Source organism: Listeria farberi (assembly GCF_014229295.1).
In the GTDB taxonomy this organism is placed as follows: domain Bacteria; phylum Bacillota; class Bacilli; order Lactobacillales; family Listeriaceae; genus Listeria; species Listeria farberi.
The window spans coordinates 51,206-67,872 of the sequence record NZ_JAARZL010000006.1 but is presented as its reverse complement, the minus strand read 5'-3'; the positions used below and the strand labels follow the sequence as shown (position 1 = coordinate 67,872).

General features: G+C 38.1%; 19 protein-coding genes and 1 other RNA gene. 8 read left to right on the top strand and 12 right to left on the bottom strand.

Annotation, left to right across the window (positions count from 1 at the left end):
- Positions 1-8: 8 nt before the first annotated feature.
- From dhaK1 to HCB38_RS13400, 6 genes are all read left to right on the top strand, one after another.
- Positions 9-998: a dihydroxyacetone kinase subunit DhaK1 gene (dhaK1, locus tag HCB38_RS13425; RefSeq protein WP_185638779.1), complete on the top strand. Its 990-nt coding sequence runs from the start codon at positions 9-11 to the stop codon at positions 996-998.
- 21 nt (positions 999-1,019) lie between these two features.
- A complete protein-coding gene (gene dhaL1, locus HCB38_RS13420; protein WP_185319747.1) occupies positions 1,020-1,616 on the top strand; it encodes a dihydroxyacetone kinase ADP-binding subunit DhaL1 in 597 nt (198 codons plus the stop codon).
- A gap of 3 nt (positions 1,617-1,619) precedes the next feature.
- Entirely contained in the window at positions 1,620-1,994 is a 375-nt protein-coding gene (gene dhaM1 / locus HCB38_RS13415; RefSeq protein ID WP_149118043.1) for a dihydroxyacetone kinase phosphoryl donor subunit DhaM1, read from the top strand.
- Between the two features lie 137 nt (positions 1,995-2,131).
- Positions 2,132-3,790 (top strand): peptide ABC transporter substrate-binding protein, encoded by a 1,659-nt coding sequence (locus HCB38_RS13410; RefSeq protein ID WP_185638778.1) that lies wholly within the window; start codon positions 2,132-2,134, stop codon positions 3,788-3,790.
- Between the two features lie 109 nt (positions 3,791-3,899).
- Positions 3,900-4,751, top strand: coding sequence for a MurR/RpiR family transcriptional regulator (locus tag HCB38_RS13405; protein WP_185638776.1), 852 nt, complete (start codon positions 3,900-3,902; stop codon positions 4,749-4,751).
- Positions 4,752-4,869: 118 nt separating this feature from the next.
- The gene (locus HCB38_RS13400; protein WP_185638773.1) at positions 4,870-5,709 is read left to right on the top strand and encodes a Cof-type HAD-IIB family hydrolase; all 840 of its coding nucleotides are present in this window, start codon (positions 4,870-4,872) and stop codon (positions 5,707-5,709) included.
- 22 nt (positions 5,710-5,731) lie between these two features.
- Here the strand turns inward: HCB38_RS13400 and HCB38_RS13395 are convergent, their stop codons facing one another.
- The gene (locus HCB38_RS13395) at positions 5,732-6,178 is read right to left on the bottom strand and encodes an NUDIX hydrolase (protein ID WP_185607927.1); all 447 of its coding nucleotides are present in this window, start codon (positions 6,176-6,178) and stop codon (positions 5,732-5,734) included.
- A 118-nt stretch (positions 6,179-6,296) separates the two neighbouring features.
- Here HCB38_RS13395 and HCB38_RS13390 point away from each other — a divergent pair, with 118 nt between their 5' ends.
- On the top strand, positions 6,297-7,139 hold the full coding sequence (locus HCB38_RS13390; RefSeq protein WP_185319742.1) for an aldo/keto reductase: 843 nt from the start codon (positions 6,297-6,299) through the stop codon (positions 7,137-7,139).
- Between the two features lie 43 nt (positions 7,140-7,182).
- On the opposite strand, the gene HCB38_RS13385 is transcribed toward HCB38_RS13390, so the two are convergent.
- From HCB38_RS13385 to HCB38_RS13350, 8 genes are all read right to left on the bottom strand, one after another.
- Positions 7,183-7,425 (bottom strand): YaaL family protein, encoded by a 243-nt coding sequence (locus HCB38_RS13385; RefSeq protein WP_185319741.1) that lies wholly within the window; start codon positions 7,423-7,425, stop codon positions 7,183-7,185.
- Between the two features lie 14 nt (positions 7,426-7,439).
- Positions 7,440-8,036: a recombination mediator RecR gene (gene recR, locus HCB38_RS13380; protein ID WP_003722062.1), complete on the bottom strand. Its 597-nt coding sequence runs from the start codon at positions 8,034-8,036 to the stop codon at positions 7,440-7,442.
- A 108-nt stretch (positions 8,037-8,144) separates the two neighbouring features.
- Positions 8,145-8,462 carry a YbaB/EbfC family nucleoid-associated protein gene (locus tag HCB38_RS13375; RefSeq protein WP_003722063.1) on the bottom strand — a complete coding sequence of 106 codons (318 nt, stop codon included), beginning with the start codon at positions 8,460-8,462 and terminating at the stop codon, positions 8,145-8,147.
- A 29-nt stretch (positions 8,463-8,491) separates the two neighbouring features.
- On the bottom strand, positions 8,492-10,231 hold the full coding sequence (gene dnaX, locus HCB38_RS13370; protein WP_185319740.1) for a DNA polymerase III subunit gamma/tau: 1,740 nt from the start codon (positions 10,229-10,231) through the stop codon (positions 8,492-8,494).
- A gap of 473 nt (positions 10,232-10,704) precedes the next feature.
- Positions 10,705-11,169 (bottom strand): DUF3284 domain-containing protein, encoded by a 465-nt coding sequence (locus HCB38_RS13365; RefSeq protein ID WP_185319739.1) that lies wholly within the window; start codon positions 11,167-11,169, stop codon positions 10,705-10,707.
- Between the two features lie 17 nt (positions 11,170-11,186).
- A complete protein-coding gene (locus HCB38_RS13360; RefSeq protein ID WP_003728589.1) occupies positions 11,187-11,369 on the bottom strand; it encodes a DUF3188 domain-containing protein in 183 nt (60 codons plus the stop codon).
- Positions 11,370-11,371: 2 nt separating this feature from the next.
- Positions 11,372-11,593 carry a hypothetical protein gene (locus tag HCB38_RS13355; protein WP_003721028.1) on the bottom strand — a complete coding sequence of 74 codons (222 nt, stop codon included), beginning with the start codon at positions 11,591-11,593 and terminating at the stop codon, positions 11,372-11,374.
- Positions 11,594-11,726: 133 nt separating this feature from the next.
- On the bottom strand, positions 11,727-13,091 hold the full coding sequence (locus HCB38_RS13350; RefSeq protein ID WP_003768594.1) for a PTS sugar transporter subunit IIC: 1,365 nt from the start codon (positions 13,089-13,091) through the stop codon (positions 11,727-11,729).
- 441 nt (positions 13,092-13,532) lie between these two features.
- Between HCB38_RS13350 and HCB38_RS13345 the strand changes: the two genes are divergently transcribed.
- Positions 13,533-13,688 (top strand): hypothetical protein, encoded by a 156-nt coding sequence (locus tag HCB38_RS13345; protein ID WP_185319738.1) that lies wholly within the window; start codon positions 13,533-13,535, stop codon positions 13,686-13,688.
- Between the two features lie 44 nt (positions 13,689-13,732).
- On the opposite strand, the gene HCB38_RS13340 is transcribed toward HCB38_RS13345, so the two are convergent.
- The 3 genes from HCB38_RS13340 to HCB38_RS13330 all read right to left on the bottom strand — a co-directional run bounded on the left by HCB38_RS13340 (position 13,733) and on the right by HCB38_RS13330 (position 16,586).
- A complete protein-coding gene (locus tag HCB38_RS13340) occupies positions 13,733-14,374 on the bottom strand; it encodes a hypothetical protein (RefSeq protein WP_185319737.1) in 642 nt (213 codons plus the stop codon).
- A gap of 154 nt (positions 14,375-14,528) precedes the next feature.
- Positions 14,529-14,795: signal recognition particle sRNA large type (gene ffs, locus HCB38_RS13335), an RNA gene on the bottom strand.
- A gap of 276 nt (positions 14,796-15,071) precedes the next feature.
- Positions 15,072-16,586: a gluconokinase gene (locus HCB38_RS13330; RefSeq protein ID WP_185319736.1), complete on the bottom strand. Its 1,515-nt coding sequence runs from the start codon at positions 16,584-16,586 to the stop codon at positions 15,072-15,074.
- Positions 16,587-16,667 lie beyond the last annotated feature (81 nt).

Sequence of the window (16,667 nt, the reverse complement as noted above, 5' to 3'; positions counted from 1 at the left end):
TTTGTCAGATGAAGAAGATTCTTAACGGTACTGATCAAGTAGTAGAACAGATGGTGGAAGGTTTAGTTAAATCGCACGCAGATGTTGTTCACCGTGTTGAAGGAACTCGCGTCATTGCAAGAAATGATAAACGTCCAGGAAAAGTCGGGCTAGTAAGTGGCGGAGGTTCTGGTCACGAGCCGGCTCATGCTGGTTATGTGGGTCGCGGAATGCTCTCTGCTGCTGTATGTGGCGATGTTTTCACTTCCCCAACCCCAGACCAAATTTATGAAGGTATTAAAGCCGCAGATCAAGGCGCTGGTGTGCTTTTGATCGTGAAAAACTATACCGGTGATGTAATGAATTTTGAAATGGCGGCAGATTTAGCCAATGCCGATGATATTAAAGTAGAACAAATCATAGTGGATGATGATATTGCTGTTGAAGACAGTACTTTCACCACAGGACGCCGCGGTGTAGCCGGAACTGTTCTCGTGCATAAAATTATCGGGGCAGCCGCAGAAGCAGGCGCATCGCTTGAAGAACTAAAAGCACTCGGTGAAAAAGTAATTGCTTCTGTTAAAACGCTTGGTGTCGCACTTTCTCCGTGTACCGTTCCTGAAGTTGGCCATCCCGGCTTTGAGCTTGGCGATGACGAAATTGAACTTGGCATTGGTATCCACGGCGAACCCGGCTTTACGCGCGAAAAAATTATGCCATCCGCTAGCCTTGCTAAACAACTTTATGAACGCATTAGTAGTGAAAGCAAACTCCTATCGGGTGATAAAGTGGTTGTCCTTGTAAACGGCATGGGCGCAACTCCACTTATGGAACAATACGTTTTTGCAAATGATGTTCATGAACTTCTAAAAAATGCTGGTGTTCAAGTTGAAAAAACACTCGTTGGCGATTATATGACTTCTCTAGAAATGGCTGGGTTATCGTTAACCATTTTGAAATTAGAAGATGAAAAATGGGTTGATATGTTGAAACTCCCAGCAGACACAATTGCTTGGTAATAAAATTTGGAGGAATGAATCATGACTTATGATAAAGATTGGGCGTTACGCTGGTTAAATGATTTCGGCGAACGTGTACAAGAAAACAAACAATTATTAAGTGATCTCGACCAAGCGATTGGTGATGGAGACCACGGTATTAATATGGCTCGCGGACTCAGTGAACTCAAAAAAGCTTTTGCAGAAAAAGAACCAGCTGATTTAAAAGATGTTTTCAAAACGACTGGGATGACAATGGTCAGCAAAGTCGGTGGTGCATCTGGTCCACTTTACGGAACAGCATTTTTGAATATGAGTAAAGCAGTTGAATCGGAAACCATTGATGCGGTTGGCCTTACAAAAGTTATCGAAGCTGGTCTAGAAGGCATCGAAAAACGTGGTAAATCACATGCTGGAGAAAAAACAATGATTGATGTTTGGGAGCCAGTTGTTCACGCGTTGCATCAAGAAGATTTAACTGATGATGTGGTCGATGCGGCCTTACAAAAAACAAAAGATTTAAAAGCCACTAAAGGTCGAGCAAGTTATCTTGGCGAACGTTCGATTGGTCATCTTGATCCAGGCGCATACTCATCCGCCTTACTATTCCACGCAATGCTTCAAACGGAGGTGAGCTAACTTATGACTAAACCTTATGGTGTTGTTATTATTTCTCATTCCAAAGACGTGGCAAAAGGTGTTCATGATATTATTAAAGAAATCGCACCAGATGTTTCTATCACGCATGCAGGCGGAACAGAAGATGGTCGCATTGGCACAAGTTTTGATGCAGTGAATGAGGCAATTGAAAATAACGAAGCCGATAAAGTCTACACCTTTTATGACCTCGGAAGCGCTAAAATGAATATTGAAACAGTGGAAGAAATCAGCGAAAAAGAAATTATTCTTTTTAATGCTCCAATTTTAGAAGGAGCATATGCTACAGCTGCTCAAGTTCAAATGGATGAAAAACCAGAAGTTATCGCAGCAAACCTTAAAACCATCGAAATTAAATAAAACTAAAACCCCTTGAATTATCCTGTTTGAGGGGTTTTATAATTATTTAAATTGAAAGAATTGACTAAAAACTCTTTATTTTTCTTAAAATTTAGTATAAACTAAATAATGCACAATAAAACAGGGGGTATAATATTATGTTGAAGAAAAATTTTATTATGGCTTTTTTCATTTTGACATTAGGGCTTGTTCTTGCAGCATGCAGCAGCAGTGACAGTTCTAAAGATAAAGTAACAACTTCTACAGGGGATAAAAAAGTTGTTAATTTGATGGAATCAGCTGAAATTCCATCCATGGATTCAGTAACAGGGACCGATGGCGTTAGCTTTACAGCACAAAATCAAGTTTTTGAAGGTCTTTACTACTTAGATAAAGATGACCAAACACAACCAGGGGTCGCAGCAAGCGCTCCAGAAATCTCGAAAGATCAAAAAGTCTACACGATTAAACTCCGAGATGACGCAAAATGGTCTAATGGCACAAAAGTAACTGCCCATGATTTCGTTTATGCATGGCAAAAAATTGCTAATCCCGCAACCGCAGCAGAATATGCAGTCCTTTTTGATGGTCTGATTGCGAATGCAACAGATATTATTAATGGGAAAAAGAAACCCGAAGAACTTGGTGTCAAAGCACTTGATGATACTACACTCGAAATCACACTCGAAAATCCAACACCTTACTTCCATTCCCTTTTGACCTTTCCAACATTCTATCCACAAAATGAAAAATACGTTGAATCTCAAGGCGAGAACTATGCCAAAGATAGTGATCACATGATTTACAATGGTCCTTTTGTGATGAAAGATTGGACAAACACAAGCAAAGAATGGAAATACGAGAAAAACAAAAATTACTGGGATAAAGATACAGTAAAAGTCGATACTATTAATATGCAAGTAGTAAAAGAACCAGGAGCTGCGGTTAATCTATACTCCACAGGTAAGCTAGACCGCGCGACGCTCACAGGCGACTATGCCAAGCAAAAACAAAATGATGATGACTACACTACAGAAAAAGAAGCTTTTATATATTATCTGAAATTCAACCAAAAACAAGCTGGAAAATCTACCCTTTTTGCAAATGAGAATGCACGTAAAGCATTTGCTCTTTCTGTCGATAAAGAATCACTAGTAAAAACCGTCATGGGTAACGGCTCTACCGCAATCAATGGTTTTGTTCCAGCTGAATTCACTTTCAATCCAGAAACAAAAGAAGATTTCCGGAAAGAAAATGGCGACCTATTAACAACTGACAAAGCAGCAGCAAAAGAATACTGGAACAAAGCGAAAAAAGAATTAGGTATTGATACACTTACGGTAGAACTACTTGGGGACGACCAAGATTTCAATAAAAAATCTAGCGAGTTCTTACAAAGTGCACTTGAATCTAATTTAGATGGATTAACAATCAAAATCAAAACTGTGCCTTATAAAGCACGTCTAAAATTAGATGAAACAGAAGATTATACTTTACAATTAACTCGTTGGGGTCCAGACTACCAAGATCCTATCACATTCCTATCAACAACAATGACCGGAAACAACTACAATCGCTCTAACTACTCGAATAAAGAATATGACAAACTACTGACTGATGCATCTACCACTTATGCAACTCAGCCAGAAAAACGCTGGCAAGCAATGCTAGATGCAGAGAAAATACTCATGGATGACGTTGGTATTGCGCCACTTTATCAAGCAGGTACAGCAGCACTTCAAAGCCCTGATATAAGCGGCGTCGCGCATCACTTATTTGGTGCCCCATTCAGTTATCATTGGATAGAAAAAAAATAAAAACTTAAAAGACGAGGATTCAAGCATCCTCGTCTTTTTTCATGCAAATTTTCCGTGTTATAATTACTTATGACCAATTTCCCATTCTAAAAAGTTAGGATTTGACACGATGAATATTTTAATCAAAATACGCGAACTAACCAATTTAACTAATAATGAAAAGGAACTTGCCAACTACATAGTGGCAAATCCGAAAAAAACATTACAATTTAAGCCTAAAGAGCTGGCTACCGCTGCTTTCGTTTCTGCTGCAACCATTTACCGTCTAATTAACAAACTAGGGTTAAATGGCGTCGGTGAACTAAAAATCGAAATCGCTTCGAGCCTTCGAGAAACAACTGCAGAAAAAGATATAAATTATGATTATCCTATTTTGGAATCCGATACGCCTTACCAAATCATGACCAACCTCAATCAAATTTATAAGGGAACTATCGACGAAACGTTAAACAACGCCGATCCAGAAGAACTTGTAAAGATTGGCGAAAAATTGGTTAATGCAAAAATTATTGATGTTTACGCGGCTTCTGCCAATTTATTTTTCGCTCAAAACTTCAAATTTCAAATGCAGGAAATCGGCGTTTTGGTCAATGTTCCTGAGGAAGATTATATTCAAAGTTTATCCGCTGCAAACAGTGACAAAGATCATGTTGCTATCGTTGTTTCCTATGGGGGACGAAGCAGAACCCTTCAAAGAGTTGTCAAAATCTTGTCCGAAAGTACTGTCGATATTATTTTAATTACCTCTATGCAAGACAATCCTTTAGTGGAATTCGCCACACACAAAATCTACATGGCATCCGCTGAGAATCATTACAATAAGGTCTCATCATTCTCAACACGACAATCATTACTAAGCATTTTTGACACCCTTTATTCCGTTTATTTTAACCATAATTACGATAAAAACATCCAATACAAAACAACGAATTATCAAAAAATGAACACCGAATTGGAATGATTTTTCAAAAAAGGAGCCGTTTTCCTTTTGAATTGAAAAAAAGCTCTCAATATGGGCCACATCTGACTTTTTCTTAATTTCTAGTGATACAATAAAGAAAAAAAGGAGCTAAACTCACATGACAACTCAAGCAATTATTTTAGACATTGATGGCACTTTATTAAACGACGACAAAAAAATCTCTCCAGAAACAAAGAAAGCACTCATCACCGCGCAACAAAATGGCGTGAAACTAATCCTCGCATCCGGCAGACCAACAACCGGAATGCACGTATACGCCGAACAATTAGAAATGGAAAAACACCACGGTTTGCTTGTTTCATACAACGGAGCTAAAGTAGTTGATTGTGCGACAAATGAAGAATTATTCAACCAAGCGCTTACGGTTGCAGAAGGAAAAGCCGTTTTAGAACACATGAAACAATTTGAAGTCAAAGTAATGATTGATAAAGAGGATTATATGTATACGAATAATGTATACGACTGCTATATACCTTACCGCGGCGAAGAAATAAATATTATTCAATACGAGTCTCGCGGAGGAAATTTTAAACTCTGTGAAAAAGATGATTTAGCCGTATTTTTAGATTATCGTCTAAGTAAAATCCTCACTGCTGGTGACCCGGCCTATATGCAAGAAAATTACCAAGCAATGATGGCGCCTTTCAAAGATACACTTAATTGTGTCTTCACAGCTGATTTTTACTTTGAGTTCACAGCTCAAGGCATTGATAAAGCCAAAGCACTTGATACCGTTTTAACACCAATGGGCATTCAATCTGAAAATATTATCGCATTCGGAGACGGCCATAATGACATCACTATGGTCGAATACGCAGGTACAGGAATCGCTATGCAAAATGCGGTCCCGGAATTAAAAGCCGCCGCTAGCTCCGTTACGTTGTCTAATAATGAAGATGGCATTGCGCACGTACTAAACAGTTTAATTACAAATTAAAAAGGCTGATTTTTAGCCTTTTTTATATTGGCTGCATATCATCATTTTTCAAACGTTCATTCAGCTCATAAAGCGCCGTCTTATTACTATCCCACTCCAACAGCTGAATCACCGACTCATAAGAAAGCCATTTTAACTCACGATGCTCTATGGATAATTCGATATAACCTGAAAAACTCGTTAAATCAATGGCAAAACAATATTCTGGAACTACATAAGGCTTACTAAATGAAAAATGAAAACTAGGGATAGTAGAATATGAATCCAATTTATACATTTCAAACTCCCCCTTCAAGTTTAGCTCTTCTTTACTTTCACGCTTGGCAGTCTCTAGGATTGACTCTCCGTCTTCCCCTCCGCCAGTAACAAACTGCCAAACAGCTACATCGGTTCTCAACAAAGCACAAAACTGATAATTGGTTTCATTTTTAATAAATGGTATAACTAAAATTTGAAAAGGTTGTCTCATTATCCCACTTCCTTTTTTCTAAATTATAAAAAATCCCCCAAATCAATCCCTTCACTCTACAGAAATTCTCCATTTTCTGGTATGCTAAAGTTAATCAACTAAATTAGGAGGTAAAAAAATGACACTTTCTTTCTCAGATACATACAGATTAAACAATGGAATTGAAATGCCTAGACATGGTTTTGGGGTCTACAAGTTAACGGATGAAGCGCGTATGCGTACTGCGCTGGAAACTGCGGTAGATGTTGGATATCGTTTGTTTGATACGGCTTCATTTTACCATAATGAAAAAGAGCTTGGAGACTTTTTTGCGTCAAGCGGCTTGAAAAGAGATGAATTTTTCGTCACAACAAAAATGTGGAATACAGAACAAGGTTACGATGAAACGCTCCGTGCTTTTGAAAAATCGCAGAAAAAATTACAACTAGATCAAATTGATTTATATTTAGTTCATTGGCCAAAACAAGATACATTTTTCGACACTTGGCGCGCTGTAGAAAAATTATATGACGAAGGGCTTGTTCGTGCGATTGGCGTGAGTAATTTTGAAGCGCACCATTTAGACCGGCTTCGTACAAGTGCCAACGTTCTTCCAGTAGTTGACCAACTAGAAACACATCCACACTTTCCAAATCAGCTGTTACATCGTTATTTAGAGGAATTGCATATCGTTCATCAAGCTTGGAGCCCGCTTGGTCGAGGTGGCGTTTTACAAGAGCAAATTCTGATTGATTTAGCAAAAAAATATGGTAAATCTCCTGCCCAAATTGTTCTTCGTTGGCATTTGCAAAATAATATTTCTATCATTCCAAAATCAGAAACGCCTTCAAGAATAAGAGAAAACGCAGCTATTTACGATTTTGAATTGTCGGAAGCAGATATGCGCCAAGTCGAGCGCCTGAATACTGGTGAACGTGTGAGTCATGCACCAGATGTAATGTATGTCCGTTCTGAAATTTAATAAAAAAATCTACTATTCCAATATGGTCTAGTAGATTTTTTCTTTATTTCTTTAATTGACGTGCGCGAGCTTCTTTAAAAAGGTAAAAATAGCGTGCTTCCGCCTTTTTTTCCTCGTATTCTAAATTAGGATCGTACTCAAAACTTTTTCGCAACAAAACTTTCTGCTTATGCCAATTTTCTTGTGTGACTTCAATCAATTCCATCAAATAAGCATCATAGGATTTGTGTAATTTGCCAATCTTCTTGTTTTTCTTCCGGCCAAACTTATTACTTCTGGACTCCATTTTATCACCTCAGTTTAGACTTCTCTTCGTCCTTCCATGGCTTTAGAAAGTGTGACTTCATCAGCATATTCTAAGTCTCCACCCACTGGAAGGCCATGCGCTATTCTAGTTACTTTTATGCCTGAAGGTTTTAGTAAACGCGAAATATACATCGCAGTAGCTTCTCCTTCAACATTAGGATTTGTTGCTAAAATAACTTCTTCAATAGTGTCATCTTGTAAACGTTTCAGCAAATCAGGAATATTAATATCTTCCGGGCCAATTCCGTCCATCGGAGAGATTGTCCCATGGAGCACGTGGTATAAGCCATGAAAATCACGCATTTTTTCCATTGCAATAACATCTTTGGATTCTTGTACCACACAAATAACACTTCGATCGCGTGACGTATCAGCACAAATATAACATGGATCCTTATCTGTAATATGACCACAAACGGAACAAAAGCTTAGGTTTCTCTTCGCATCAACAAGCGCTTTTGCAAAGTCTAATACATCGTCTTCTTTCATGTCTAGCACATAAAAAGCTAGTCTTGCTGCCGATTTGGGTCCGATTCCCGGTAATTTCATAAAACTATCTATTAATTTCGTTATCGGCTCAGGATAATGCATAATTCGTCTTCCTCTCACCTTCAAAATACAAATGTTTCACGTGGAACATTCTATTGAAAAATAGTTGAGACTCTTGAATACAAGCCAAGAGTCTCAAACCAAGCAATATTACATTCCAGGGATATTTAACCCTTGTGTGAATTTACCCATTGTTTGTGAAGTTGTATCTTCAATTTGTTTTAATACATCATTTGTTGCTGCAAGTACTAAATCTTGTAGCATTTCGATGTCTTCTGGATCAACTACTTCTTCGTTTATAACAACATCTGTAATGACACGTTTACCAGTAGCTTTTACTGTAACCATTCCGCCACCAGCTGTTCCAGTGAACTCTTGAGCTTCTAAATCAGCTTGAGCTTTCGCCATTTCCTTTTGCATTTTTTGCATTTGTTTCATCATACCTTGCATATTTCCCATTCCACGCATGAATAATCTCCTCTTTCTTCTATTGTTTTTTAATCTTTAATTTCAAGCAAATCTTCACCAACGAGCTTTGCGGCTTCTGCAACAAAAGGATCTTCCGCCGGTTTTCTAGCTTCTGGATTTGTACCTTCCTCCGCATCACCGTCGCTACCATGACTATGAAGGAAATTCTCTCTTACGTCAGCCCATTGATCTTCTGGGATTCCAATAAAAGTATAATTCACTTGTGTCAGTCGTGCAATACTTGATGTGATCGTTTCGACAAAGTTCGGATTATCCATCGCCATTTGACAGTGAATCTCATGCTTAAATTTTAACACAAAAGTATCCTGAGATGCAGCTACAGGTTCTGCGTCATTTAAAAGTGCTGCCTGGGACGCCATCAGCATGGATAAAAGTTCGCCCCAACATCCACGGATTAACTGTAAATTCTCTTTTTTAGCCTCACCTAGTACATGGTTGATTTTACCAATAGGTGCTTTAAATTGTTTGCCGTTGTTTATTGCTTTTTTAGAGCTACCACGATTTTGGGTTGGTTTTTCAGCTTGGGTGGCAACTGCTCCACTAGCAATTTGTTTTTTAAGTGTTTGAAGTTCTTGCTGCATTTGCTCCATTTGCCGTTTTAAGTCTGCGAAGTCACTTCCAGAAGCTGCGTCCGCTGATACATTTCCGCCACTTACCGCTGATTGCCCGGCTTGCGTTAACTGAACAAGCGCCACTTCTACATAAATACCTGGATGATTCGAAAAACGCATTTGTTGCTGCGCAGTGTTTAAAATCTTCACGAATTCATACACTTTAAGTGAATCTGCTCGTTTTGCCAAAGCGACAAAGTCATCATCAATTAAAGCCCGTTCCAGCGTTTCTTCCAGATTCGGCGCTTTTTGATACAGTAGCACATCTCGGAAAAATACAAGTAAATCTTCCACCAAACGGACTGGGTCTTTTCCTTCTGCAAGTAAAGCTGTAAGCGTTGAGATAGCTTCTGCTGCATCGCCGTCAAACGCTGCACTTACTAGTTTTGTAAGCAGATTTTGAGCAACCGACCCCGTTATTTCTAGCGCATCTTCTACTGTAACTTCTTCCGACCCGTAAGAAATAACTTGATCGAGCAAACTAAGCGCATCTCGCATCCCACCTTCAGCCGCACGCGCAACAATCATCAATGCTTTTTCGTCATAAGGAATTTTTTCTTCTTCTAAAATAAATTTCAAACGACCAATAATATCTTGCGTCGTAATTCGTTTAAAATCAAAACGCTGGACCCGCGAAATAATCGTTAGCGGTAACTTGTGTGGTTCTGTTGTCGCCAAAATAAAAATGACATGTTTCGGCGGCTCTTCTAGCGTTTTTAGTAGCGCATTAAACGCTCCCGTCGACAACATATGCACTTCATCAATAATATATACTTTATATTTCGCCACAGTTGGCGCATATTTTACTTTTTCCCGGATATCCCGAATTTCTTCAACCCCGTTATTACTGGCAGCATCGATTTCAAGAACATCTGGTATAGAGCCATCCGTCGTACCTTTGCAAATCTCACATTCATTGCAAGGCTCCCCGTCATGACCGTGTTCACAGTTAATCGCCTTCGCAAAAATTTTCGCCGCACTAGTCTTCCCAGTCCCCCGAGGTCCAGAAAATAAATAAGCGTGCGAAGTTTTATTTTGCACAATGGCATTTTTAAGCGTTTTCGTCACATGTTCCTGTCCAACAATATCCTGAAACGACTGCGGCCGAAAAACCCGATACAAAGCCTGATACGCCATCTGCCACTCTCCTTCACCTAAAACCATTTTAGTAGTTTTATTATAACGTATTGTTGAAGAAGTTTCAAAACGTTGTTTGTTTTGATCTACTTCTTCAATATAAATCTGAGCAAAGCGATGATTTAATCCCTAATAGAAGTTTCAAAACGTTGTTTGTTTTGATTTACTTCTTCAATATAAATCTGAGCAAAGCGATGATTTAATCCCTAATAGAAGTTTCAATACGTTGTTTGTTTTGATTTACTTCTTCAATATAAATCCGAGCAAAGCGATGATTTAATCCTTAATAGAAGTTTCAAAACGTACTTTGTTTTGATCTACTTCTTCAATATAAATCTGAGCAAAGCGATGATTTAATCCCTAATAGAAGTTTCAATACGTTCTGAGTCCGGCTAGCCCAAAAAAACAACTACCCCGTCCAGACAAACCCTCAAAAAAAGAACCAGACTCCCGAAAAAGCCCGATTCCAAACCTTATTGTTCACTTTTAGCAGCTAGTTTCTCCTGCTTTTTCTTACTCTCGTTAATAACCGAAAGCTCTATTGATTTCAGCAAGTTTTTCACACGTTTTTTCCGGAAGAATCCAAACATAAAACCAACAATAATATTATTCATTTTATTCATTGTTTTTTCCGTTTCAATTAATTCGTTATAAGTCACTTCGCAAGTTGTCTCGCTTGTGGACTTTATCGTATAAGTCGTCGTATGTGTGTTTACTCGGCTACTTGTTTCAAATTGATAAAGTTCGTTAGGAGTCACTTTAACAATTTTTGTTGTAGCAAGTGCGCCGTTAGACATTGTTCGTTGGTATTTATATCCTTCTAGTTTGCGCATCTGAAGCGTTTTACCAGTGGCATTTTTCACATCATAAATGGCTGAGCTAACTAGTGTATCAAAGCATTCTTTTTGAGAAATATATAATTTCTGTGTGACATTCACTTTTCAATCGACTCCTTCTAATTCTTTTCTTTCTTATCTTTACGGATTTTTAGCACGATGAAAACACAGCCAATTAAAACAACCGCAAGTCCTGTAACTAGAAGAGGTACACTAGCCATCCCATCTTTTCCATAAGAAGGACTAAACATAATAATAATAAGACCTATACTAATAATAAATAGTGCATTAACAATTTTCATTTTCAACCCACACTAACTTGGAAATAGAGTACAGAGCCTATTTCAGTTGCTTTTATTGTTTCTTTGGCGATTTTTGCTGCTTTTTCTTCATCTTCAATATTTGTTTCAAAAGTAAGTTTCATACCTTGTTCAGCAATTTTTTTAAAAGTTACACCGTCTTTATCGTATGTTTCAAGTAATTCAGTAATATAATCACGTTTCATTGGACAATTAAGAATAATCATTTAAAAAAACCTCCTTTTCTATAGTTTAACGTTATCTTTCGCTTCTTGCAATGAATAAAAATAGCGCAGGATTTCCTACATGATATACTGGCTAGGCACAATTAGCTGCACCTAGCCAGAAACTTATTATTTCCTAAGCTTTCATCTCTTCTTCTGGTACACCAACGCGATTTGCGGTAATAACAAATGGTACCCAAATCAAGAACGCGATGACCATATTTATGAGTGAAATTACTGGCGCCATCCAATCTCCCCCAGTTGCTAAGAAGGAATTCAGAAGTGGCGGCATTACCCAAACTACTGCAATTTTAACTGGACCAACAAGGCCAAGTGTTGTTGCAAAGTAAGCGATTGTTACCATTACCATTGGTGCGATAATGAAAGGTATTAAGTAAATTGTATTTAATACGATCGGTAAACCAAACATGATTGGTTCGTTAATATTAAATATACCTGGTGCAAGAGACAATTTCGCAACTGTTCGTGCATCCGCTCGTTTCGAGAACATTAGTAAAGCGATAATTAGTACAAGTGTACCGCCTGATCCACCCATCCATACGTACGCATCGAAAGAACCACGTACCCATTCGAATGGTAATTTAGCGCCTTCTTGTGCTGCACTAATGTTTTGTAGTTGTGCTGTACCCCAAAGTGATTCTAGAACCGGAGCAAGTACGTTTGGACCATGAATCCCGAAGAACCATAGTAGTTGTACTAAGAAAGTAACTAGTAAAACAGCTCCGTACCCTTGCGAAAGTGATAATAACGGCTCTTGAATTGTTTTGGAAATCCAAGTAATAACGTCCATATTAGTGATTTTGAAGAATGCCCAGTCAATAATACCAACAACATAAAGTGCTACTAGTGCAGGGATAATCGCTGCAAAAGCTTTACTTACTGCCGGTGGAACAGAATCTGGCATTTTGATAATAATATTTCTGCGCATTAATTTCGCATAAATAATAGTTGATATAAAACCGAAAATCATTGCAGTAAACAATCCGGTACCATTTACTTGACTAAGATTAAAGAACCCGTAAATCCCAGCAAATTCTTTTGGTAAAGTATTGACATCAAAATTAGCATTAGAAGCCGCAATAGCAGCTTTTACTGCGTCTAAGCTTACAGTAACAGTTAAGTTCATAACAAAAGCAGCAAGAGAAACTAGCCCCCCAGCTAATCGATCTACTTCATACGCTTTTGATAAATTATAACCTAGTGAAAATGCAAAAATAATTGAAACAATTGCTAACGTCCCATTGTATACATATCCATTAATCTCGATAAGTGGTTGCATTGCTTCCACAAATCCTGTCCATCCCCAGTCAGTTGGAAAATCCCTAAAAAACGCATTTAAAAGTACTGCAATTGACCCAGCCATTGTAATTGGCATTGTAGAAATAAAAGCATCACGTAGCGCCACTAAATGTTTTTGCGAACCAATTTTAGCAGCTACTGGTACAAAATATTTCTCTAAAAATGCTGTCAAACCATTCATATTTTATCCTCCCATTAACCTTTTTTATTTACTGCTCATCTCTTTAAACAAAATATAATTTCTATGTATCTTCCCCTTTAGGTTTATCAACTATATCTGTTTACGTTGTTTTAGCAATCCCTACTGCTAAAACAAATCAGATGGAATCTTTGCATGACCTCGTGAAATTTTGGGAGTCCTCCTCTCCGCTTCATGATAAGGCTTACATTTAGATTCACTTTAATCTATTGCAATTTCCGTGCCAAGTATATAAGAGTAAGAAAATATACGATTATCACTTACAAACGTTATCATTTATACCAATAAATCACTTTACACACATACCTAAAAAACTGTGTAAGTAAGCGTTAACATTACACAGTTTCACTTAATTTCTAGTTTTTTCATTCTGTGTTATAATGAGCATAAGCTAAGTAATACCAACAATTCGAGGTGATAAATATGGCAGTAAAACGAGATATGCCGGAAGAGTCGAAAAATAGTAAAGTTGTGAAAAAAGAGCATTTTTCGATTGTATTTCCAGATGATATAAAAGAACCAAATTCTGTGGAAGAACAAAACAACAAGTCAGCCGAACATAAATCAGACGAGGATTAACTTATTTCAAACAAAAAAAGAGCCCCGCTACCGGGGCTCTTTTTTTAGTTAATAGAAAAGATGACCATTTCTTTATCCTCATCAATTCGAACTTTTACATTCATACCAAGTTTGTCTTTAAACAAGCTTGTAATATCTAAGTAATCATCATAACTACCGATGTCGCTTTTTTCGTAACCTTGTAAAATGGTAGGTTTAATCCGGACGATATAATCATCGTTTGAGGTTTCTTCAGGATTATAGGAATAGATTTTCTTGCCGTTTTTATCAAAAAAATCATACGTTGCATAGGATTCATTATTTGTTATATAGACGTCTTTTTGGGTAACGTAGGCATTATCTGCGACGCTATAATCAATTAGACCCGAATAATATTTATTGGTAGATGGTTCGTTAATTTCATATTGTTTATAAGCTAGTCGGAATAAGTAATCAATATTATAATAACTGTTCACACGAAAATAGAGGTTTTTATCTTTAGATTTTTTATCTACACCAATATCTGTGGCACTAATCGGAAAAACTTCATATAGTTTACCATCTATTTCGTAAGCTACTTCATACTTGTCAAACACTTCTTGGCGTTGGAAAAAGCCAAACATAATTGCTAAGATTACGATAATTCCTACGAAAACTGCGACGATTAAAGCGGGTAGCCATTTCTTTTTAGTTTTTAGTTGTTGCATTATTTTCATCCTTTGTCATGAATTGCTTTGTTAAGTTATATTGTACCAGTTTATGAAGGATTATACATTACTTTTATAAGTTTAGCAGCTAATTTGTAGAAAAAAGACTACTTCGCGATAAGCAAAATAGTCCTTAATATATTTAAAATTAGTGTCGCGCACCTCACATCGACATGCAGTCACCTGCGTTACCTTGATAGTTAGCTCGGGCCAGGCAACCTCGCGGCACATGAGAAGCACTGATTAATGCTGCTTCCTTCCGGACCTGACATGGTTCACAGGTTCCCATTGCGCAAGACCCAACCTTCAACACCACTTGTCAAGGGCAGACCAAACAACTACAATGCCTCAAATGAGGAATTCAACCCCGCTAGAGCGGATTGCGGGTTACAGGGCGCCGCTACCTCCCCGTCTAGCACGACAAATTTGCTACCAATAATTAAGTGCCAAATAAAAAATTATTTAGCGCAAACTCTGAAAAGAGCTCAATTACTAGTGTACCTTTTTAGTGTAAAAAGTGCAAGTAGAAAACAGGGAAATTTTTTTAACGTAAGTAAACACTCATGATTGCTGCGATAATTGTACCCACTACACAAATACCTACTAATGTTAAAGCTATCCATACTATTTTTTTATTCATCGTTTCTCCCCCTCGTTATCACTTTTCTTTTAGTGATTATATCATGAAATGGAAAATTTAGCTGTTAATATCAAACTTCTTTTGCCAACTATTTAATTGGCTGTAGCTAGACATTAACTGAGTGGTAACTTGTTTGAAAATCAGACGTAGTTCAGTGTACTTCAGGACGTCCTCACTTGGATGATATACCGCTTTAATTGGTAGTGTATGTTTTAGATTTAGATCCTTCAAAATCCCTAGTGATCGCATACCAATAATCGCTGCTCCTAAGCTCGAACCTTCTATCGTATGAGGAACACGTATTTCTCGGTTCAAAATATCTGCCAGAAGCTTACACCAAGCATCATGGGCTGATATCCCGCCTGTAACATAAATAATATCATCTGGAGCCGAAACCGCCTCATAAACTTCCGCGAGATTAAAAGCGACACCTTCCAAGATTGCTCGAATAAAATGTGCTTTTGTATGATTAATCGTTAATCCAACAAAACCCCCACGAATATCATTAGTCCAAAAAGGGGCACGCTCGCCTAATAAGTATGGCTGGAATAGAAGACCCGCAGCACCTGGAGGGACTTCCTCTATTTTTGCAATAAAGCTTGCGAAATCACGCCTGCTAATTTCAGCTTCAGAGCCAAATTGTTGCAAACCCCATTCAACTACTTTTCCACCATTATTCACTGCGCCCCCTGCGATAAAGTATCCATCACCAGCTCCATAACAAAACGTCCGGCCACGTGAATCTATTTGGAATTGGTCGGTAAGTTTACGCACTGCCCCACTTGTCCCTACCGTAATCGTAACGTCATTTTGGCCAGTCGCTTGAATACCAATATTAGCAAGCGCGCCGTCACTACCACCTACAATGAAGGGCAAATTTTCTGGAATGCCCATTAATTCAGCGTATTCTCTTCCTACTCCTGTTAATTGATAAGTTTCTGGCACAACTTTCGGTAAGAAATCAGGAGTTAATTTTACAATTTCCATTGCTTCAAATTCCCAGTCGTGCTCCGTAATATTATATAGTCCAGTACCCGATGCTAACGATTCATCCATCACCCAAACACCAAACAAGCGATACAAAATATAAGCTTTAATATCAACAAATTTTTCTGCGCGTTTAAATAGTGTAGGCTCTTCTTCCTTCAACCAACAAATTTTGGCAAAGGGGCTCATAGGGTGTATCGGCGTCCCTGTGGCTTCATACAATTGGAATAAGTAATTATCCCGTTTTACTTTTTCGAGTGTCTCACTGCTTCGTCCGTCCGCCCAAGTGATACATTCAGTCAAAAGCTCTCCATTACTTCCAACCATAATCAAACTATGCATCGCGGAACTAAACGAAATTCCAGCTAACTCCTCTTTATTAACGTTTTTCATGACAGCTTGAATGGAAGTCAGAACGGCGCCAAAAATTTCTGCGGGATTCTCTTCTGCTTTTCCAGTTTCATCAGTTATTAATTCGTAATGCGTCGCCTGCCGGAAAATCACTTCTCCTCGTTGATTAAAAAGTACTGCTTTTGTGCTTGAAGTTCCAATGTCTACGCCCATTATGTATGGTTTGCTCGTCAAACAATTCACCCCGCGTTTTCGTTTCTTTTTATTATACGTCAAATAGAAGAAATTTTGGGGCTGGGCTACTTAGCTTTTTTT